The 15,756-nt window shown below is 67.5% G+C and carries 10 protein-coding genes and 1 pseudogene; 7 read left to right on the forward strand and 4 right to left on the reverse strand.

What is annotated here, in order from left to right:
* Nucleotides 1–20 precede the first annotated feature (20 nt).
* The 4 genes and pseudogenes from G3N96_RS07320 to G3N96_RS07335 form a co-directional block, all read left to right on the forward strand.
* Nucleotides 21–227, forward strand: a pseudogene (locus tag G3N96_RS07320) (FAD-binding protein); the annotation flags it as partial.
* 76 nt (nucleotides 228–303) lie between these two features.
* A complete protein-coding gene (locus G3N96_RS07325) occupies nucleotides 304–1,161 on the forward strand; it encodes a MaoC family dehydratase N-terminal domain-containing protein (protein ID WP_206136795.1) in 858 nt (285 codons plus the stop codon).
* 10 nt (nucleotides 1,162–1,171) lie between these two features.
* Nucleotides 1,172–2,371: a CaiB/BaiF CoA-transferase family protein gene (locus tag G3N96_RS07330; RefSeq protein ID WP_206136796.1), complete on the forward strand. Its 1,200-nt coding sequence runs from the start codon at nucleotides 1,172–1,174 to the stop codon at nucleotides 2,369–2,371.
* A gap of 3 nt (nucleotides 2,372–2,374) precedes the next feature.
* Nucleotides 2,375–3,226 (forward strand): CoA ester lyase, encoded by an 852-nt coding sequence (locus G3N96_RS07335; RefSeq protein WP_206136797.1) that lies wholly within the window; start codon nucleotides 2,375–2,377, stop codon nucleotides 3,224–3,226.
* A 274-nt stretch (nucleotides 3,227–3,500) separates the two neighbouring features.
* On the opposite strand, the gene G3N96_RS07340 is transcribed toward G3N96_RS07335, so the two are convergent.
* Together G3N96_RS07340 and uvrA are read right to left on the reverse strand one after the other, a co-directional pair.
* Entirely contained in the window at nucleotides 3,501–3,788 is a 288-nt protein-coding gene (locus G3N96_RS07340) for a DUF1330 domain-containing protein (protein ID WP_089429785.1), read from the reverse strand.
* A 296-nt stretch (nucleotides 3,789–4,084) separates the two neighbouring features.
* Nucleotides 4,085–9,967, reverse strand: a complete 5,883-nt coding sequence (gene uvrA, locus G3N96_RS07345) for an excinuclease ABC subunit UvrA (RefSeq protein WP_206136798.1) — start codon at nucleotides 9,965–9,967, stop codon at nucleotides 4,085–4,087.
* Nucleotides 9,968–10,340: 373 nt separating this feature from the next.
* Between uvrA and G3N96_RS07350 the strand changes: the two genes are divergently transcribed.
* From G3N96_RS07350 to G3N96_RS07360, 3 genes are all read left to right on the forward strand, one after another.
* Nucleotides 10,341–11,318, forward strand: a complete 978-nt coding sequence (locus tag G3N96_RS07350) for a chromate resistance protein ChrB domain-containing protein (RefSeq protein ID WP_206136799.1) — start codon at nucleotides 10,341–10,343, stop codon at nucleotides 11,316–11,318.
* Nucleotides 11,315–12,493, forward strand: a complete 1,179-nt coding sequence (locus tag G3N96_RS07355; RefSeq protein WP_124581025.1) for a chromate transporter — start codon at nucleotides 11,315–11,317, stop codon at nucleotides 12,491–12,493. The genes G3N96_RS07350 and G3N96_RS07355 overlap by 4 nt, the downstream gene beginning before the upstream one ends.
* A 101-nt stretch (nucleotides 12,494–12,594) precedes the next feature.
* Nucleotides 12,595–12,789, forward strand: coding sequence for a hypothetical protein (locus tag G3N96_RS07360; RefSeq protein WP_206136800.1), 195 nt, complete (start codon nucleotides 12,595–12,597; stop codon nucleotides 12,787–12,789).
* Nucleotides 12,790–12,897: 108 nt separating this feature from the next.
* On the opposite strand, the gene G3N96_RS07365 is transcribed toward G3N96_RS07360, so the two are convergent.
* A complete protein-coding gene (locus G3N96_RS07365; RefSeq protein ID WP_206136801.1) occupies nucleotides 12,898–14,358 on the reverse strand; it encodes an amino acid racemase in 1,461 nt (486 codons plus the stop codon).
* Entirely contained in the window at nucleotides 14,355–15,629 is a 1,275-nt protein-coding gene (locus tag G3N96_RS07370; protein WP_206136802.1) for a dicarboxylate/amino acid:cation symporter, read from the reverse strand. The genes G3N96_RS07365 and G3N96_RS07370 overlap by 4 nt, the downstream gene beginning before the upstream one ends.
* Nucleotides 15,630–15,756: the final 127 nt, after the last annotated feature.

Genomic DNA, 15,756 nt, shown 5'->3' on the forward strand with positions numbered 1-15,756 from the left:
CATGAAGATGCTCGTACCCGGTCGGACGGACCGGCAAGATCGTCGCGCCGCAGTTGTACATCGCGGTCGGTATCTCGGGAGCGATCCAGTTTTTGACCGGCATGAACGATTCGACGATATTCGTCGTGATCACCAAGGACCCCGAAGCACCGTTCTTCATCGTGACCGACTACAGCCTCGAAGCCGACCTGTTCGCGGCCGCGCCCGAACGGGTCAACGCGCGCTGACGGCCACGGTAGCCGGCACCTGAAATACAGGCCCCGGCTGCCTGCCGGACACTTCCATCATCAAGCACGAAACACCATGAGTGTCGAGCCTTCCGAATCCTTCGACGCGTGGGTCGGTCGCCGCGAAGACAGCGCGGACCGGATTACCCGGGCCCCCATCCGTCTGCTGCAGGCGGCACTGGACTACGCGAACCCATCCGAACTCCCCGCGACGCTGCCGCCGCTGTGGCACTGGCTGTACTTCCTGCCGGGCGAGCGACAGTCGAACATCGGCATCGACGGCCACCCGCGGCGCGGCGGCTTCCTGCCGCCGGTCGCGCTGCCGCGCCGCATGTGGGCCGGTGGACGGCTGCAGTTCCTGCGGCCGCTGGCCGTCGATGCGCCCGTGCAGCGCCGGTCGACGATCCTGAGCGTGCAGAGCAAGTCCGGCCGCAGCGGCCGGCTGGTGTTCGTCACCGTGCGGCATGAAACGAGCGACGCCGAGGGCGCGGCGATCCGCGAGGAACAGGACATCGTGTATCGCGACGCGCCGCCTCCTGCCACGACCGGTGCGCCAGCACTGCAGCCGGCACCGGCGCCGACCGACGAACAGTATTCGCGCATCGTCACGCCCGATCCGGTGCTGCTGATGCGCTTCTCCGCCCTCACCTTCAACGGCCACCGGATTCACTACGACCGGCCCTACGCGATGCAGGAAGAAGGCTATCCGGGCCTCGTGGTGCACGGCCCGCTGATCGCGATGCTGCTGCTGGAGGAACTGCGCCGCACGTACCCCGGCAGGACGATTCACCGCTTCGAGTTCAAGGCCGTGAGCCCGCTGTTCGACACCACGCCGTTCACGGTGAACGGCAAGCTCGAAGGACATGCCGCCCGCCTGTGGGCGCGCGGCCCGCAAGGGCAGCTGGCCATGCAGGCCAGCGCCGAACTGGAATAACGATCCGACCATGCAAGCTCGCAAAGCTCAACCCGGCCCGCTGAGCGGGATGACCGTCGTCACACTCGAACACGCGATTGCCGCGCCGTTCTGCACGCGCCAGCTCGCCGACCTCGGCGCCCGCGTCATCAAGGTGGAGCGCCCCGGCGTGGGCGATTTCGCGCGGGCGTACGATCACCGCACCCGCGGTCTCGCGTCGCATTTCGTGTGGACCAACCGGTCGAAGGAAAGCCTCACGCTGGACCTGAAGCAACCGGCCGCGCAGGCGGTGCTGGGCGAACTCGTCGCCCGGGCCGACGTGCTGGTGCAGAACCTCGCGCCCGGCGCGGCCGCGCGCATGGGCCTGTCGTTCGATGCGCTGCACGCGAAGCACCCGCGGCTGATCGTCTGCGACATCTCGGGCTATGGCGCCGACGGCCCCTACCGCGACAAGAAAGCCTACGACCTGCTGATCCAGAGCGAGGCGGCATTCCTGTCGATCACGGGCACGGCCGATGAACCCTGCAAGGCCGGCAACTCGATCGCCGACATCGCGGCGGGCATGTATGCGTACACGGGCATCCTCAGCGCGCTCCTGCAGCGCGGCGTCACGGGCATCGGCTCGCACGTGGAAATTTCGATGCTCGAGGCGCTGGCCGAGTGGATGGGCTTCCCGATGTACTACGCGTACGACGACCAGCAGCAGCCGGGCCGCAACGGCGCCGCGCACGCGACCATCTATCCGTATGGCCCGTTCAAGGCCGGCGACGGCCGCGTCGTGATGCTCGGCCTGCAGAACGAGCGCGAATGGAAGGCGTTCTGCGACGTCGTGCTGCGCGACCCGGCGCTCGCGACCGATCCGCGCTTCGATGCCAACGTGCACCGCTCGGAACACCGCGCGGAACTGAAGGCCGTGATCGAACAGGCGTTTTCCGCACTCACCGCGCAGGACGTAATCGCACGCCTCGACGAAGCGCAGATCGCGAACGCCGCCGTGAACCAGATCGGCGATCTCTGGACGCATCCGCAACTGCACGCGCGCGAGCGCTTTCGCACGATCGACTCGCCGGCCGGCGAACTGCAAGCGCTGCTGCCGCCCGCCACGATCGACAGCTTCGACATGCGCATGGATGCGGTGCCCGCGCTGGGCGAGCACAGCGCGGCCATCCTGCACGAACTCGGGCGCACCGACGCCGATATCGAACAACTGCGCGCCGCCGGCGTGATCTGAGCCATGTCCAAGCCCCGCTCCCCCGTCCATCACGCGCGCAGTCTGCTGTTCGTGCCGGCCACCCGCCCCGAGCGCTTCGCGAAGGCGCTCGCTTCGGGCGCCGACTGCATCATCGTCGACCTCGAGGATGCCGTCAGCCCCGACAGCAAGGACGACGCACGCGCGCAACTCGCGCAGCACCTGCCGCTGCTGACGGTCGAGCAGCGTGCGCGCACCGTCGTGCGCGTGAACGCAGTCGGCACGCCGTGGCACGACGCGGACATCGCGCTGCTGCGCGACTGGGCCGCGCAACGCGTGGTCGTGATGCTGCCGAAGTCCGAAGATGCGGGCGCGCTGCGCCACGTCGCGGCGCAGCTCGGTGAGTACGCGCAACTCGTCGCGCTGATCGAATCGCTGGCCGGGCTCGATGCGGCCGACGCGCTGGCGCGCGACCCGCGGGTCGTGCGTGTCGCGTTCGGGCATCTGGATTTCCAGCTCGACCTCGGCATGCGCGCGACGCCCGACGAGCCGGAGCTGGCCTTTGCGCGCAATGCGATCGTGGCCGCGTCGCGGCGCGCGCAGTTGCCCGCGCCGATCGACGGCGTGACCACGCGCACCGACGATGCCGAGCGTCTGACGGCCGATGCCCGACGCGCGCGCGCGTTCGGTTTCGGCGGCAAGCTGTGCATCCACCCGGCGCAGGTCGCCGGCGTGAACGAAGCGATGGGCTATTCGGAAGACGAGCAGGCGTGGGCGCGCCGCGTGGTCGACGCAGCCGCGAAACACGGCGGCGCCGCGTTCAGCCTGGACGGCCGCATGGTCGATCTACCGGTGATTCGCGCGGCCGAGGCGATCATCGCCGGTACGCGGAAATAATCGATCGCGACGATGGATATGACACGCGCATCGAGACAGATAGCGCGTGCATCAACAATGGAATTCGCGATGGGTGCGGGACGGTTCGATGCGCATTCGCATTCGATCACGGAAAAGAAGCGACTGTCCGGAAACCTGCGGCGGATGAGTTCGGCGCGGCGGGCAGGTCGATTGCCGCTTTCCACTTCATCGCCAGTTTGAGAACGGATGTGTTGCTGCGCAAGCGTGGAAATGGCTCCGCACGGGAGCCGTTTCCACGAGACTCACGCCCCGGTCAAACGCCTTCGACCAGCACGGCCCGAAAGCGTGCGCCCTTGAAGCGATGCGGAACGATGGCCTGGTATGCCGGGCTGCCATACCACGCGTGCGCGGCGTCCCTGGACGGAAACTCGACGATCACCACCCCTTCCGGGCCGTCGCCCTCGAGCGTTTCCTGCGGGCCATACGCGGCCAGCACCTTCAACGGGTGGCCGGCGGTCGTCGCGCCGACCTTGTCCTGGTAGAGATCGAGTTCCTGCTGATCCTGCGTGCTTTCATGCGTGAAGACGATATAGGTCGCCAAGATTGCGCTCCTGATGCGTTCGAGAATGATGGGCCGATCCGGAGATCGTCCGCCGGATAACGGCACTCATCCTAACCATCGCGCGCGCTTTCTCTTATCCCCCTGCCTCCAACTCTCTATTCGAGCCGGATTAACAATGGACGCACCCGGTCGGCCGAGCGCGTGTCGCAGCCCCAAAAGAAAACACCCCTCGACGAGGGGTGCATGAGCCGGAACGCGGGCGCCCCCAGCCGCTGGCAAGTCAGCTGGGGGAAATCATCGCCCGGCGCCGGGGCCGTCGAGACGCAGCGTCGCGCTCACCCTACCCGCGCTTCGGCTTCGCCTTCGCGCGACCCCGTTCGCGCCAGCACCGGCTTGAGCGCCTGCCCGGTGTGGCTTGCGCTCACCTGCGCGAGCGCTTCCGGCGGCGCCGCCGCGACGATCGTACCGCCGCCCACGCCGCCTTCCGGCCCGAGATCGATGATCCAGTCGGCTTCCGCGATCACGTCGAGGTCATGCTCGATCACGACGACGCTGTGCCCCGCATCGACGAGCCGGTGCAGCACGCGAATCAGCTTCGCGACGTCGGCCATGTGCAGGCCGACCGTCGGTTCGTCGAGCACGTACAGCGTGTGCGGCGCCTTCTGGCCGCGCCGCGTGATGTCGTCGCGCACCTTCGTCAGCTCGGTGACGAGCTTGATGCGCTGCGCCTCGCCGCCCGACAGCGTCGGCGACGGCTGGCCGAGCGTCAGGTAGCCGAGCCCGACATCCTTCATCAGCTGCAGCGGATGCGCGATGTTCGAAATCGGCGCGAAGAATTCCACCGCCTCGTCGATCTCCATCGTCAGTACGTCGCCGATGTTCCGGCCGCGCCACGTGACGGCGAGCGTCTCCGGGTTGAAGCGCTGCCCGTGGCACACGTCGCACGGCACCTTCACGTCGGGCAGGAAGCTCATCCCGATCGTGCGCACGCCCTGCCCTTCGCATGCGGGGCAGCGCCCGTCGCCGGTATTGAACGAGAAGCGCGATGCCGTGTAGCCGCGCGCCCGCGCTTCCAGCGTATCGGCGAACAGCTTGCGGATCGTGTCCCACACGCCGATATAGGTGGCCGGGCACGAGCGCGGCGTCTTGCCGATCGGCGTCTGGTCGACTTCCAGCACGCGATCGATCCGCTCCCAGCCGCTCAGCGAATCGCAGCCCTGCCACGCATGCGTGACGTTCAGCGACGGCCGCGGCGCGCTGCGCGCCAGCACGCTCGAACGACGGTTGGCGGCCGGCGCGTCCTGCTGCGCGGCCTTGCGTGCGCGGCGCGTGGCCGGCGACGACAGCACGGAGCGGCCCACCGCGTCGAGCAGGTTCGTCATCAGCACGTCGCGCGCGAGCGTCGACTTGCCCGAGCCGCTCACGCCCGTCACCGCGACGAGCCGCGCAAGCGGAATGCCGACCGTGACGTCACGCAGGTTGTGCAGCCGCGCGCCGTGCACGGTCAGCCAGGCATCCGGCACGGCGGCGCCACCTTGCTTGCCCGGCAGGCTCACGCTGCGGCGCGGCTGCAGCGGGTGCGTCATCGGCTGCGCGAGCAGGCGCCCCGTGACCGAATCGGACTGCGCGGCCAGATCCGCGACCGCGCCCTGCGCGACCAGCGTGCCGCCGCGCTTGCCGGCGCCCGGGCCGACGTCGATGATGTGATCGGCGCGGCGGATCGTGTCCTCGTCATGCTCGACGACGACGAGCGTATTGCCCTTGTCGCCGAGCTTGCGCAGCGCGTCCAGCAGGATCTGGTTGTCGCGCGGATGCAGGCCGATCGTCGGTTCGTCGAGCACGTAGCAAACACCCTGCAGGTTGCTGCCGAGCTGCGCGGCGAGCCGGATGCGCTGCGCTTCGCCACCCGACAGGCTCGGCGCCGCGCGATCGAGGCTCAGGTAACCCAGCCCGACTTCCTCGAGAAACGCGAGGCGGCTGCCGATCTCGCTGACGATGTCGCGTGCGATCTGCGCGTCGCGCCCCGTCAGTTCCAGCCCGTCGATCCAGCGCCGCGTGTCGGACACCGTCCATTGCGCGACCTCGACGATCGGATGCGCGTCGAACGTGACCGCGCGCGCGGACGGGTTCAGCCGCGTGCCGTGGCAATCCGGGCACGGCTCGTTGCCGACGCCGTCCGGCTCCTGCTCGTCGGACGGCAGCGTCTGCTCGCGGCCACGGTCATCGCCGGCGAGCACCGTGTCGTCGTACGCGGCGCGCTGTTCGCGCGTGAGCGTGACGCCGGTGCCGACGCAGGTCGTGCACCAGCCATGCTTGCTGTTGTACGAGAACATCCGCGGGTCCAGCTCCGGGTAGCTCGTGCCGCACACCGGGCACGCGCGCTTGACCGACAGCACCTTGACCGTGCCGACGCGTGCGGTCGAATGCGCGTTCTGCATCGCAGCGTGCAGCCCGTCGAGCGGCGCGAGCAGATGCATCACGCCCTTGCCGAGCTCGAGCGTCTCGTCGAGCACGCGCCGCAGTTCGGCCTCGTTGTCCGGCGACACGACGATGTCGGCCACCGGCAGCTCGATCGTATGCTCGCGGAAGCGGTCGAGCTTCGGCCACGGATCGACCGGCACGAACTCGCCGTCGACGCGCAGATGCGTGCTGCCGCGCGCCTTCGCCCACTTCGCGAGATCGGTATACACGCCCTTGCGGTTGACGACGAGCGGCGCGAGCAGCCCGACGTGCTCGCCGCGATGATCGCGCAGCAACTGCGCGGCGATCGATTCGACGGACTGCGACGTGACGGGCGTGCCGTCGTGGATGCAATGCTGCAGGCCGAGCTTCACGTACAGCAGCCGCAGGAAGTGCCAGACCTCGGACGTGGTCGCGACCGTGCTCTTGCGCCCGCCGCGCGACAGCCGCTGCTCGATCGCGACGGTCGGCGGAATGCCGTACACCGCATCGACTTCAGGGCGGCCGGCCGGCTGCACGATCGAGCGCGCATACGCATTCAGCGATTCGAGGTAGCGGCGCTGCCCTTCGTGGAACAGGATGTCGAACGCGAGCGTCGACTTGCCGGAACCCGATACGCCGGTGATCACGTTGAACTTGCCGTGCGGGATGTCGACGTCGAGCGCCTTCAGGTTGTGTTCGCGCGCATTGACGATCCGCACGACGTCTTCGCCTTCGATCGCACGCCGCTCGCGCGCCGCGTTCAGCACGGCCTGCAGCGGCTTGCCTTCGTCGGCGAGCGCCAGCTCGGCATCCATTGCGCGGTCGTACTGCAGCAGCGCCACGCCGGTATGCGATTCGGCGCAGGCCTTCACGTCGTCGGGCGTACCCGCGCACAGCACGAGGCCGCCGCCGTCGCCGCCCTCCGGGCCGAGGTCGATCAGCCAGTCGGCCGCACGGATCACGTCGAGGTTGTGCTCGATCACGATCAGCGAATGGCCGGCCGCGAGCAGCTTGCCGAACGCCTGCATCAGTTTCGCGATGTCGTCGAAGTGCAGCCCGGTGGTCGGCTCGTCGAACATGAACAGCTTCGCGCGCGCGATGCGCGCTTCTTCCGTGACGACCCGGCGCCCGTTGACGGCCGCCGCCGATTCGGCGAGGAAGCCGGCCAGCTTCAGCCGCTGCGCTTCGCCGCCCGACAGCGTCGGCACCGGCTGGCCGAGCTTCACGTATTCGAGGCCGACGTCGACGATCGGTTGGAGCACGCGGAGCACCTCGGCGTCGGTCGCGAAGAACGCGGCCGCTTCGCTGACGGTGAGATCGAGCACGTCGGCGATGCTCAGCGCACGGCCGTTGCGCTCGATGCGCACTTCGAGAATCTCGGCGCGGTAGCGGCTGCCGTCGCAATCCGGGCAACGCAGGTAGACGTCGCTCAGGAACTGCATCTCGATGTGCTCGAAGCCGGAGCCGCCGCAGGTCGGGCACCGGCCGTCGCCCGAGTTGAAGCTGAACGTGCCGGCGCCATAGCCGCGTTGCAGCGCGAGCGGCGCCTTCGCGAACAGCTTGCGGATCTCGTCGAACGCGCCGACGTAGCTCGCCGGGTTCGACCGCGTGGTCTTGCCGATCGGCGACTGGTCGACGAACACGACATCGCCGACCTGGTCGGCGCCCGTGAGGCTGCGGTACGCGCCCGGCGACTCGGTCGCCTTGCCGTGGTGCCGCGCCATCGCCGGATAGAGCACGTCCTGCAGCAGCGTGGATTTGCCGGACCCCGACACGCCCGTCACGCAGACGAGCCGCTGCAACGGGATCTCGACGGTCACGTCGCGCAGGTTGTGTTCGCTCGCGCCTTCGAGCACGATGCGCGGCGTGTTCGCGTCGACCACCCGGCGCGCCCAGTTCGACGCATGCGCGACATGCTTGCGGCCGCCGAGGTACTCGCCCGTCAGCGTGTGCGCGGAGCGGATATCGCCCGGCGTGCCGTCATAGACGATCGTGCCGCCGCGCTCGCCCGGGCCGGGCCCCATGTCGATCAGCCGGTCGGCCGCGAGCATCACCGACGGATCGTGTTCGACGACGACCAGCGTGTTGCCCGCGTCGCGCAGCCGCTGCATCGCCTCGACGATCCGCGTGAGGTCGCGCGGATGCAGGCCGATACTCGGTTCGTCGAGCACGAACAGGGTTTTCGTGAGCGACGTGCCGAGCGCCGTCGTCAGGTTGATCCGCTGCACCTCGCCGCCCGACAGCGTGCGGCTCTGCCGGTCGAGCGTCAGGTAGCCCAGCCCCACGTCGCACAGGTATTTCAGGCGCGTGCGCACCTCGGCGAGCAGCAGCTTCAGCGCGTCGTCGAGCAGCGCGCTCGGCAAGGTGATGTCATCGAAGAAACGGCGAATGCGCTCGATCGGCAGCAGCATCAGGTCGTGCACGGTCAGGCCCGGCAGCGCTTCGAGCTGCGCGCGGCTCCAGTCGACGCCGCGCGGCATGAAACGGCCGGCCGGCGCGAGCACGCCATCGGCGTTTTCCTTCGAGCCGAGCCGCCATTGCAGCGATTCCGTCTTCAGGCGCGCGCCGCCGCACACGTCGCACGGCGTGTAGCTGCGGTACTTCGACAGCAGCACGCGGATATGCATCTTGTACGCTTTCGACTCGAGATAGCCGAAGAAGCGCTTCACGCCGTACCACTGGCTCTGCCATTTGCCGTTCCAGTCCGGCGACCCGTTGACGACCCAGTCGCGCTCGGCGTCCGACAGCTCGGACCACGGCGTGTCGCGCGGGATGCCGGCTTTCGCCGCGTAGCGCATCAGGTCGTCCTGGCACTCCTTCCAGGCCGGGGTCTGCATCGGCTTGATCGCGCCGCCGCGCAACGTCTTGCGCGCGTCGGGGATCACGAGGCCGAGATCGACGCCGATCACGCGGCCGAAGCCGCGGCAGGTTTCGCATGCACCGTATGCCGAATTGAACGAGAACAGCGCCGCCTGAGGCTCCGCGTAGCGCAGGTCGCTGTCGGGATCGTGGAGCCCGGTGGAGAAGCGCCAAACCTGCGGCTCGGCAACCGCGTGCTCGGCGTCGGCCGGCAGCACATAGACGTTCACGCGCCCGCCGCCGCGCTTCAGCGACGCCTCGATCGCCTCGACCACGCGCACCTTGTCGGCGCCCTGCACGCGGAAGCGGTCGGCCACCACGTCGAGGACCTTGCGCGGCCCGGTGGGCGACGCGACCTCGCGCTGCGCCTGCACGCGCGTATAGCCGCTCGCCGACAGCCACTGCGCGATTTCTTCGTCGGACACCGCTTCCGGCAGCTCGACCGGGAACGTGACGACGACGCGCGGATCGCTCGCCTGCGTGCGCGCGACGAGCTCCGCGTAGATCGTCTCCGGCGTGTCGTGCCGCACCTGCCGCGCGGTCTTGCGGTCGAACAGCTCGGCCGCGCGCGCGTACAGCAGCTTCAGGTGATCGTTCAGCTCGGTCATCGTGCCGACGGTCGAGCGCGAGCTGCGCACCGGGTTGGTCTGGTCGATCGCGATGGCCGGCGGCACGCCGTCGACACGTTCGACCTGCGGGCGGTCCATCCGGTCGAGGAACTGCCGCGCGTACGCGCTGAACGTCTCGACGTAGCGCCGCTGGCCTTCCGCGTACAGCGTGTCGAACACGAGGCTGGACTTGCCCGAGCCCGACGGGCCGGTGACGACCGTCATCTCGCCGGTACGCAGGTCGAGATCGAGATTCTTGAGGTTGTGCTGACGTGCTCCGCGAATGCGGATCAGATTGCTGGATGACAATTTGCCTGCCCGTCTGAATGAGTTAGCCAGAGTGCTCGGTGCCGGAACGCTGCGGCGGATGTCCGCAGGCGCGGCGCACGGGCCGCAACGGTGACACGTGTGCGGCTCGATTGCGACGGACACTATACTGTATATTCATACAGTTTTCCATGACGACCCTGGCGCCGTCATGGGCAGGCGGCTGGCGGGGGAGCGAGACGCCTTTGCCGAACAGGCGACCCGCTGCATGCCGGTGCGCAGCGGTCATGGGCGCGTCCCGCCAACCCTTCCAATCCCCCCGTCTCCGGCTGACTGATGACCGGTGCAGCCCCCTGCGTGCAGCGCTCGAAAAGTTGACTTGTAGAAGTTGTGACGTATTAGTAGCATTTTCTACATGACCACTTTTTCGACCTGGTCACTCCTCGTTCTGACCCTTCCGACAGAAAACGCGACGGCCCGCATGCGGTTCTGGCGTGCGCTGAAGGCGAAGGGGTGCGCGGTGCTGCGCGACGGCATCTACCTGCTGCCGTACACCGCAGAGCATGAGGCGACCCTGCGCGAGCTCGCGGACGCGATCGCCGACAGCGGCGGCACGGCCCACCTGTTGCGCGCGCCCAGTCTCGACGCGCCACAGGAACAGGAATTCCGCGCGCTGTTCGACCGCGACGCCGACTACGCGACCTTCACGCGAACCCTCATCGACGCGCGCAAGACACTGGCCGGACAGTCCCCCACCGAACTCACCCGCTTGCTGCGTCGCCTGCGCAAGGAGTTCGACGCCATCCGGGCGATCGACTATTTCCCGGGCGATTCGGCCACTCGCGCCGAAGTCGCGCTGCAGGATTTCGTCGCGCGGGTCGACACCGTGCTGTCGCCGGGCGAGCCGCACGCCGCGGACCGCCCAATCCGTCCGCTGGCGATTGGCGAGTACCAAGGTCGCACGTGGGCGACGCGGCAGCGGATGTGGGTCGATCGCGTCGCCAGTGCGTGGCTGATCCGTCGATTCATCGACGCGCGCGCCCGCTTCATCTGGCTGGCGGCGCCGGCGGATTGCCCGGTCGATGCGCTCAGCTTCGATTTCGACGGTGCGACGTTCACGCACGTCGGCGAGCGCGTGACATTCGAGGTGCTGCTCGCCAGTTTCGGACTCGAAAACGACGCCGCGCTGATGCGGCTCGGCGAGATCGTGCATGCACTCGACGTAGGCGGCCCCGCCGCACCCGAAACGGTGGGCTTCGAGGCCGTGATGGCCGGCACGCGCCAGCGCACGGAGAACGACGATCAGTTGCTCGAGCAGATGGGCGCCGTGCTCGACGCCCTGTACGCGCACTTCACGTCGAACGGCAAAAACCCAACCACGGCCAGATCATGACTCCTACCGTCGCCACCACCGAACCGACCTACTCGCTGGGCGAGCTGGTCGCCTACATGCTGCGCCTCGGCACATTCGGTTTCGGCGGGCCGGTCGCGCTCGCGGGCTACATGCGTCGCGACCTGGTCGAGCGTCGCGGCTGGATCACGGAGGCCGATTACAAGGAAGGCCTCACGCTGGCCCAGCTCGCGCCGGGGCCGATGGCGGCCCAGTTGGCGATCTATCTCGGCTTCGTCCACTACCGCCTCCTCGGCGCGACGCTGGTCGGTTTCGCGTTCGTGCTGCCGTCGTTCCTGATGGTGGTCGCGCTCGGGTTCGCGTACGCGCATTTCGGCGGGCTGCCGTGGATGCAGGCCGTCTTCTACGGCGTCGGCGCCGCGGTGGTCGGCATCATCGCGATGAGCGCGTACAAGCTCACGACCAAGACCGTCGGCAACGACAAGCTCCTTTGGGCGATCTTCCTGACCTTGGCTGCGGTGACCTTCATCACGGAATCGGAAATCGCGTGGCTGTTCGTCGCTGCCGGCCTGATCGGCTGGCTGTGGCGCGCGCCACCGAAGTGGCTGCACAAGGGCGGCCTGAATGCCGTTGCCGCCGCCCATCTTCCCGCAGCCAGCGGGTGGCTGAGCGGCATCGATTTACCGCAGCTCGTCCAGATCGGTGCATTCTTCATGAAGGCAGGCGCGTTCGTGTTCGGCTCCGGACTCGCGATCGTGCCGTTCCTCTATGGCGGCGTCGTCACCGAACATCACTGGCTGAACGACAAGCAGTTCGTGGATGCCGTCGCGGTCGCGATGATCACGCCCGGCCCGGTCGTGATCACCGTCGGCTTCATCGGGTATCTGGTCGCGGGATTCCCGGGCGCACTCGTCGCTTCGCTCGGCACGTTCCTGCCTTGCTATCTGTTCACGGTCATCCCCGCGCCTTACGTGAAGAAATACGGGCACCGGCCGGGCGTCAAGGCGTTCGTGAACGGCATCACGGCGGCGGCCGTTGGTGCGATCACAGGTTCCGTTCTCGTCATCGCGAAGCGATCGATCGTCGATATCCCGACCGCGCTGCTCGCCGTCGCCACCGTGCTGCTGCTGTGGCGTTTCAAGAAGTTGCAGGAACCGGTGATCGTGACCGCGGCCGCCGTCATCGGGCTCGTGGCGTTCCCGCTGCTCCGGCATTGACTCGAGTCGACGTAAGGCGGAGTTGACGTACCGGATGAAAGCGCGGGCAAGCGATCGCCACAGATATGGCTCGATTTCGGCTGACACGATACGGTATCTCCATGCAGCCCCCCATGAAGGCGGTTTGCGCGACCGTAACGGTCAAGGAGATTCTCGCGAGCCGGCGCCGGGTCGTGCTGGAAACCCGCTGCGAAGTCGACGGTCTCGTCGTCGTGGAAGGCATGGCAGTGGTGATGCCCACGAATGCAGCGGCGCGCCGGAAAGAAGCGGCGCGCGTGCAGGATCAGGAGGCTTGACTGCCGCCTGAAGCGGGCGCGCAGGCATCGCGAGGCGCGCGGCCGGCGATCACGCGAGCCTGCGTCGTCGCCGCTGATCGACACGTGACAGGCGGCACGTGAACGGGCTCAGCAGATGGCCGCGATCGCATGGGCGACGCATCGGCGGGCGAGCACGTCGGTCGGATCGACGAGCGTTGCCCGCGCCCCGTTGCGCGCGACGTATTCGCCGCCCGGCAGCAGGATCGGCAGCTCGGTACACCCGAGCACGATCACCCTCACGCCCTCGGCAATCAGCGCGTCGACGGCAGCAGCGATATCCTCCGTGCACTGCCCGCTGGTGATGCCGGCCTTGACGCCGTGCCTTCCATAGATCGCTTCCATCACGCGCGCCTGCAAGGCCGGTACGGGCACGACTTGCCGAAGCCCTTGCTGCGCCAGCGCCTTTTCATACACACCGCTTTCGATCGTGCCGGACGTCGCCAGTACGCCGACCTCGCGTAGCGCCGGGTAGGTGTCGCGCAAGTAAGCGACCGTGACGGTCAGCATGTTGACGATCGGGATGTCGAGATACGGCTGGATCCGCTCGACGAATGCATGCGCGGTATTGCACGGAATCGCGATGACGTCCGCCTCGCCGTCCTCGAGCTTCTTGCAGGTCGCGTACAAGGCGATCGTCGGGTCCACGCCGGCACCCACCAGATTCTCGGTTCGATCGGGGATTTGCGGATTCTGTTCGACCAGCAGCTTGATATGGTCCTGATCGCGCGACGCCGGCGTGTTGCGCACGATCTTGTCCAGGAAATCGACCGTCGCGGCCGGACCCACGCCGCCGACCACGCCGATCTTGAACGTCGAAGCACGGGAGCCGTGCGGCGCCGATACTGCGTACTGCGCGTAGGCGAGATTCGAATCGATCAACGGCACCGGCAACGGGCCGATTTCATCCGCGACCAGCGCAATCTCGGTCAGCCCCGGCACGATGACCTGCACGCCCTGATCGACCAGGTCCTCGCAGGCGCGCCGCAACAGCTCGACCGGCCGACCTCGAAGATTGCCGCGCTTGATGCCGTCGGCACCGTAGACGGCTTCCGTCACGAGATCGACGCCGTCGTACGAACGCGGATGGACGATGTCGAATGGCGGCGACGGGAAATACGCATCGAAGAGCCGCTTGTCCCGCACGTAATCGGAAGCGAGCACGCCGATGCGCGTCGCGTCGGGATACGTGCGTTGCACATGGCTGCGAACGGCTTCGACGATATCCACGATCGGCAGCCTCGTATTCGCCTTCAGCTCGTCGATGAACGTGTGGCTCAGGAAACACGGGAGCACGACCGTCGTCACGCCACGCGCCTCGAACGCCCGGATCATGTCGAACACGTACAGCTTGCGTTCGATGGTCGCCGCACTGCCCGACCCCGCGCCATTGAACGGGTATTGCTCGAAAATCGCTTCGATATGCTCATCGTCGGAAGATGCCGGCGTCGCCTTCACCATCTTGAAGAACACGTCGGCACTCCCCAGCGGCCCGAGGCCGCCGACCACGCCGAATTTTCTTCGGGTGTTCACGCTGTCCGTGCCCATCATGCATTCAGCTCCGGCTCGTCGAATACGGCGCCGTTCGACTTCACGGCTCGCCGGCCCTCCCACTTCGCGATCACGGCCGTCGCCACGCTGTTGCCGATCACGTTCGTCATCGTGCGCCCCATGTCGAGGATCTGGTCGATCGCGAGGACCATCGCGACGCCGGCCACCGGCAGATGGAACATCGGCGCGACCGCCGCGACCACGACCACCGAGCCGCGCGGCACGCTCGCCATGCCCTTGCTGCTCAACATCAGCACCAGCAGCATGAACACCTGCTCCGACAGCGGCATGTGCACGCCGAACGCCTGGGCGATGAAGATGGCGGCAAACGCCTGGTACATCATCGAACCGTCGAGGTTGAATGCGTAACCCAGCGGCAACGTGAAGCCCACCACCTTCTTGTCGACGCCGAACCGCTCGAGCTGCTCGGTCAGGCGCGGATAGGCGGCCTCGCTGCTCGCGGTCGAGAAGGCGATCAGCGCGGGTTCGCGCACGGCCTTCAGCAGGCTAACGACGCGCCGCCCGAGAAACGCATAGCCGGCGCCGATCAGCAGCATCCAGAGCACGAGCAAGCCGAGATAGAACGCGCCGATCAGCTTTCCATACGTGTAGATCACGTCGAGCCCGCGCAGCGTGACCGACGACGCGATCGCACCGAATACGCCGAGCGGCGCCGCGCGCATCACGTAGTTGGTCTGGCGCAGCATCACCGGCACCATCCCGTCGATCGACTGGATCACGACGCCGACGCGCTTGTCGTGCTTCAGCGCACTCAGCGCGACGCCGAGAAAGACCGAGAACACCAGGATCTGCAGGATGTCGTTGCGCGCCATCGCGTCGAGCAGGCTGGTCGGGAACGCGTGCGTGATCACGTCCCGGGCGTTCAGCGCGGCCGTATTCAAGCCGGTATTGACCTCGCCGGCGGTTGCCGTGAGGTTCAGGCCGGCGCCCGGCTGCAGCGCATTGGCCATGACGAGGCCCAGGCTCAGCGAAATCAGCGATGCGCAGATGAACCACCCGATCGAGCGCAGGCCGATGCGCCCGACGTCCTCGCCGCTGTCCATGCCGGCCAGGCCCGACACGAGCGTCACGAACACCAGCGGCGCGATGATCATCTTGATCAGGCGCAGGAAGATGTCGGTGACGATCGAGAAATAGCCGGCGATCGTCTTGAGCGCGCCCGGGTCCGCGATGTGGGTGTGGCAGAGATAGCCGGCGACGACACCGAGAATCATGCCGACTGCGATGCTTAAGGTAAGGCGATTTTTCATGTCCATCCGTCCGTGGTGGCACCCGGCCGCCGGAAGGCGGGCCGCCGCTGCGATGAAGGCAGCGCGACGCGGGTCACGCATCACATCTGCCGTTGGAACGAATGGTAGGGACCGTCGATAAAACCGT

The organism is Burkholderia sp. Se-20373, from assembly GCF_017104705.1.
In the GTDB taxonomy this organism is placed as follows: Bacteria; Pseudomonadota; Gammaproteobacteria; order Burkholderiales; family Burkholderiaceae; genus Burkholderia.

Coding starts and splice junctions, on each gene's coding strand:
- G3N96_RS07355 (WP_124581025.1), top strand. CDS start 11,315: ATGACTCCTACCGTCGCCACCACCGAACCGACCTACTCGCTGGGCGAG.
- G3N96_RS07325 (WP_206136795.1), top strand. CDS start 304: ATGAGTGTCGAGCCTTCCGAATCCTTCGACGCGTGGGTCGGTCGCCGC.
- G3N96_RS07370 (WP_206136802.1), bottom strand. CDS start 15,629: ATGAAAAATCGCCTTACCTTAAGCATCGCAGTCGGCATGATTCTCGGT.
- G3N96_RS07360 (WP_206136800.1), top strand. CDS start 12,595: ATGCAGCCCCCCATGAAGGCGGTTTGCGCGACCGTAACGGTCAAGGAG.
- G3N96_RS07330 (WP_206136796.1), top strand. CDS start 1,172: ATGCAAGCTCGCAAAGCTCAACCCGGCCCGCTGAGCGGGATGACCGTC.
- G3N96_RS07350 (WP_206136799.1), top strand. CDS start 10,341: ATGACCACTTTTTCGACCTGGTCACTCCTCGTTCTGACCCTTCCGACA.
- G3N96_RS07365 (WP_206136801.1), bottom strand. CDS start 14,358: ATGATGGGCACGGACAGCGTGAACACCCGAAGAAAATTCGGCGTGGTC.
- G3N96_RS07335 (WP_206136797.1), top strand. CDS start 2,375: ATGTCCAAGCCCCGCTCCCCCGTCCATCACGCGCGCAGTCTGCTGTTC.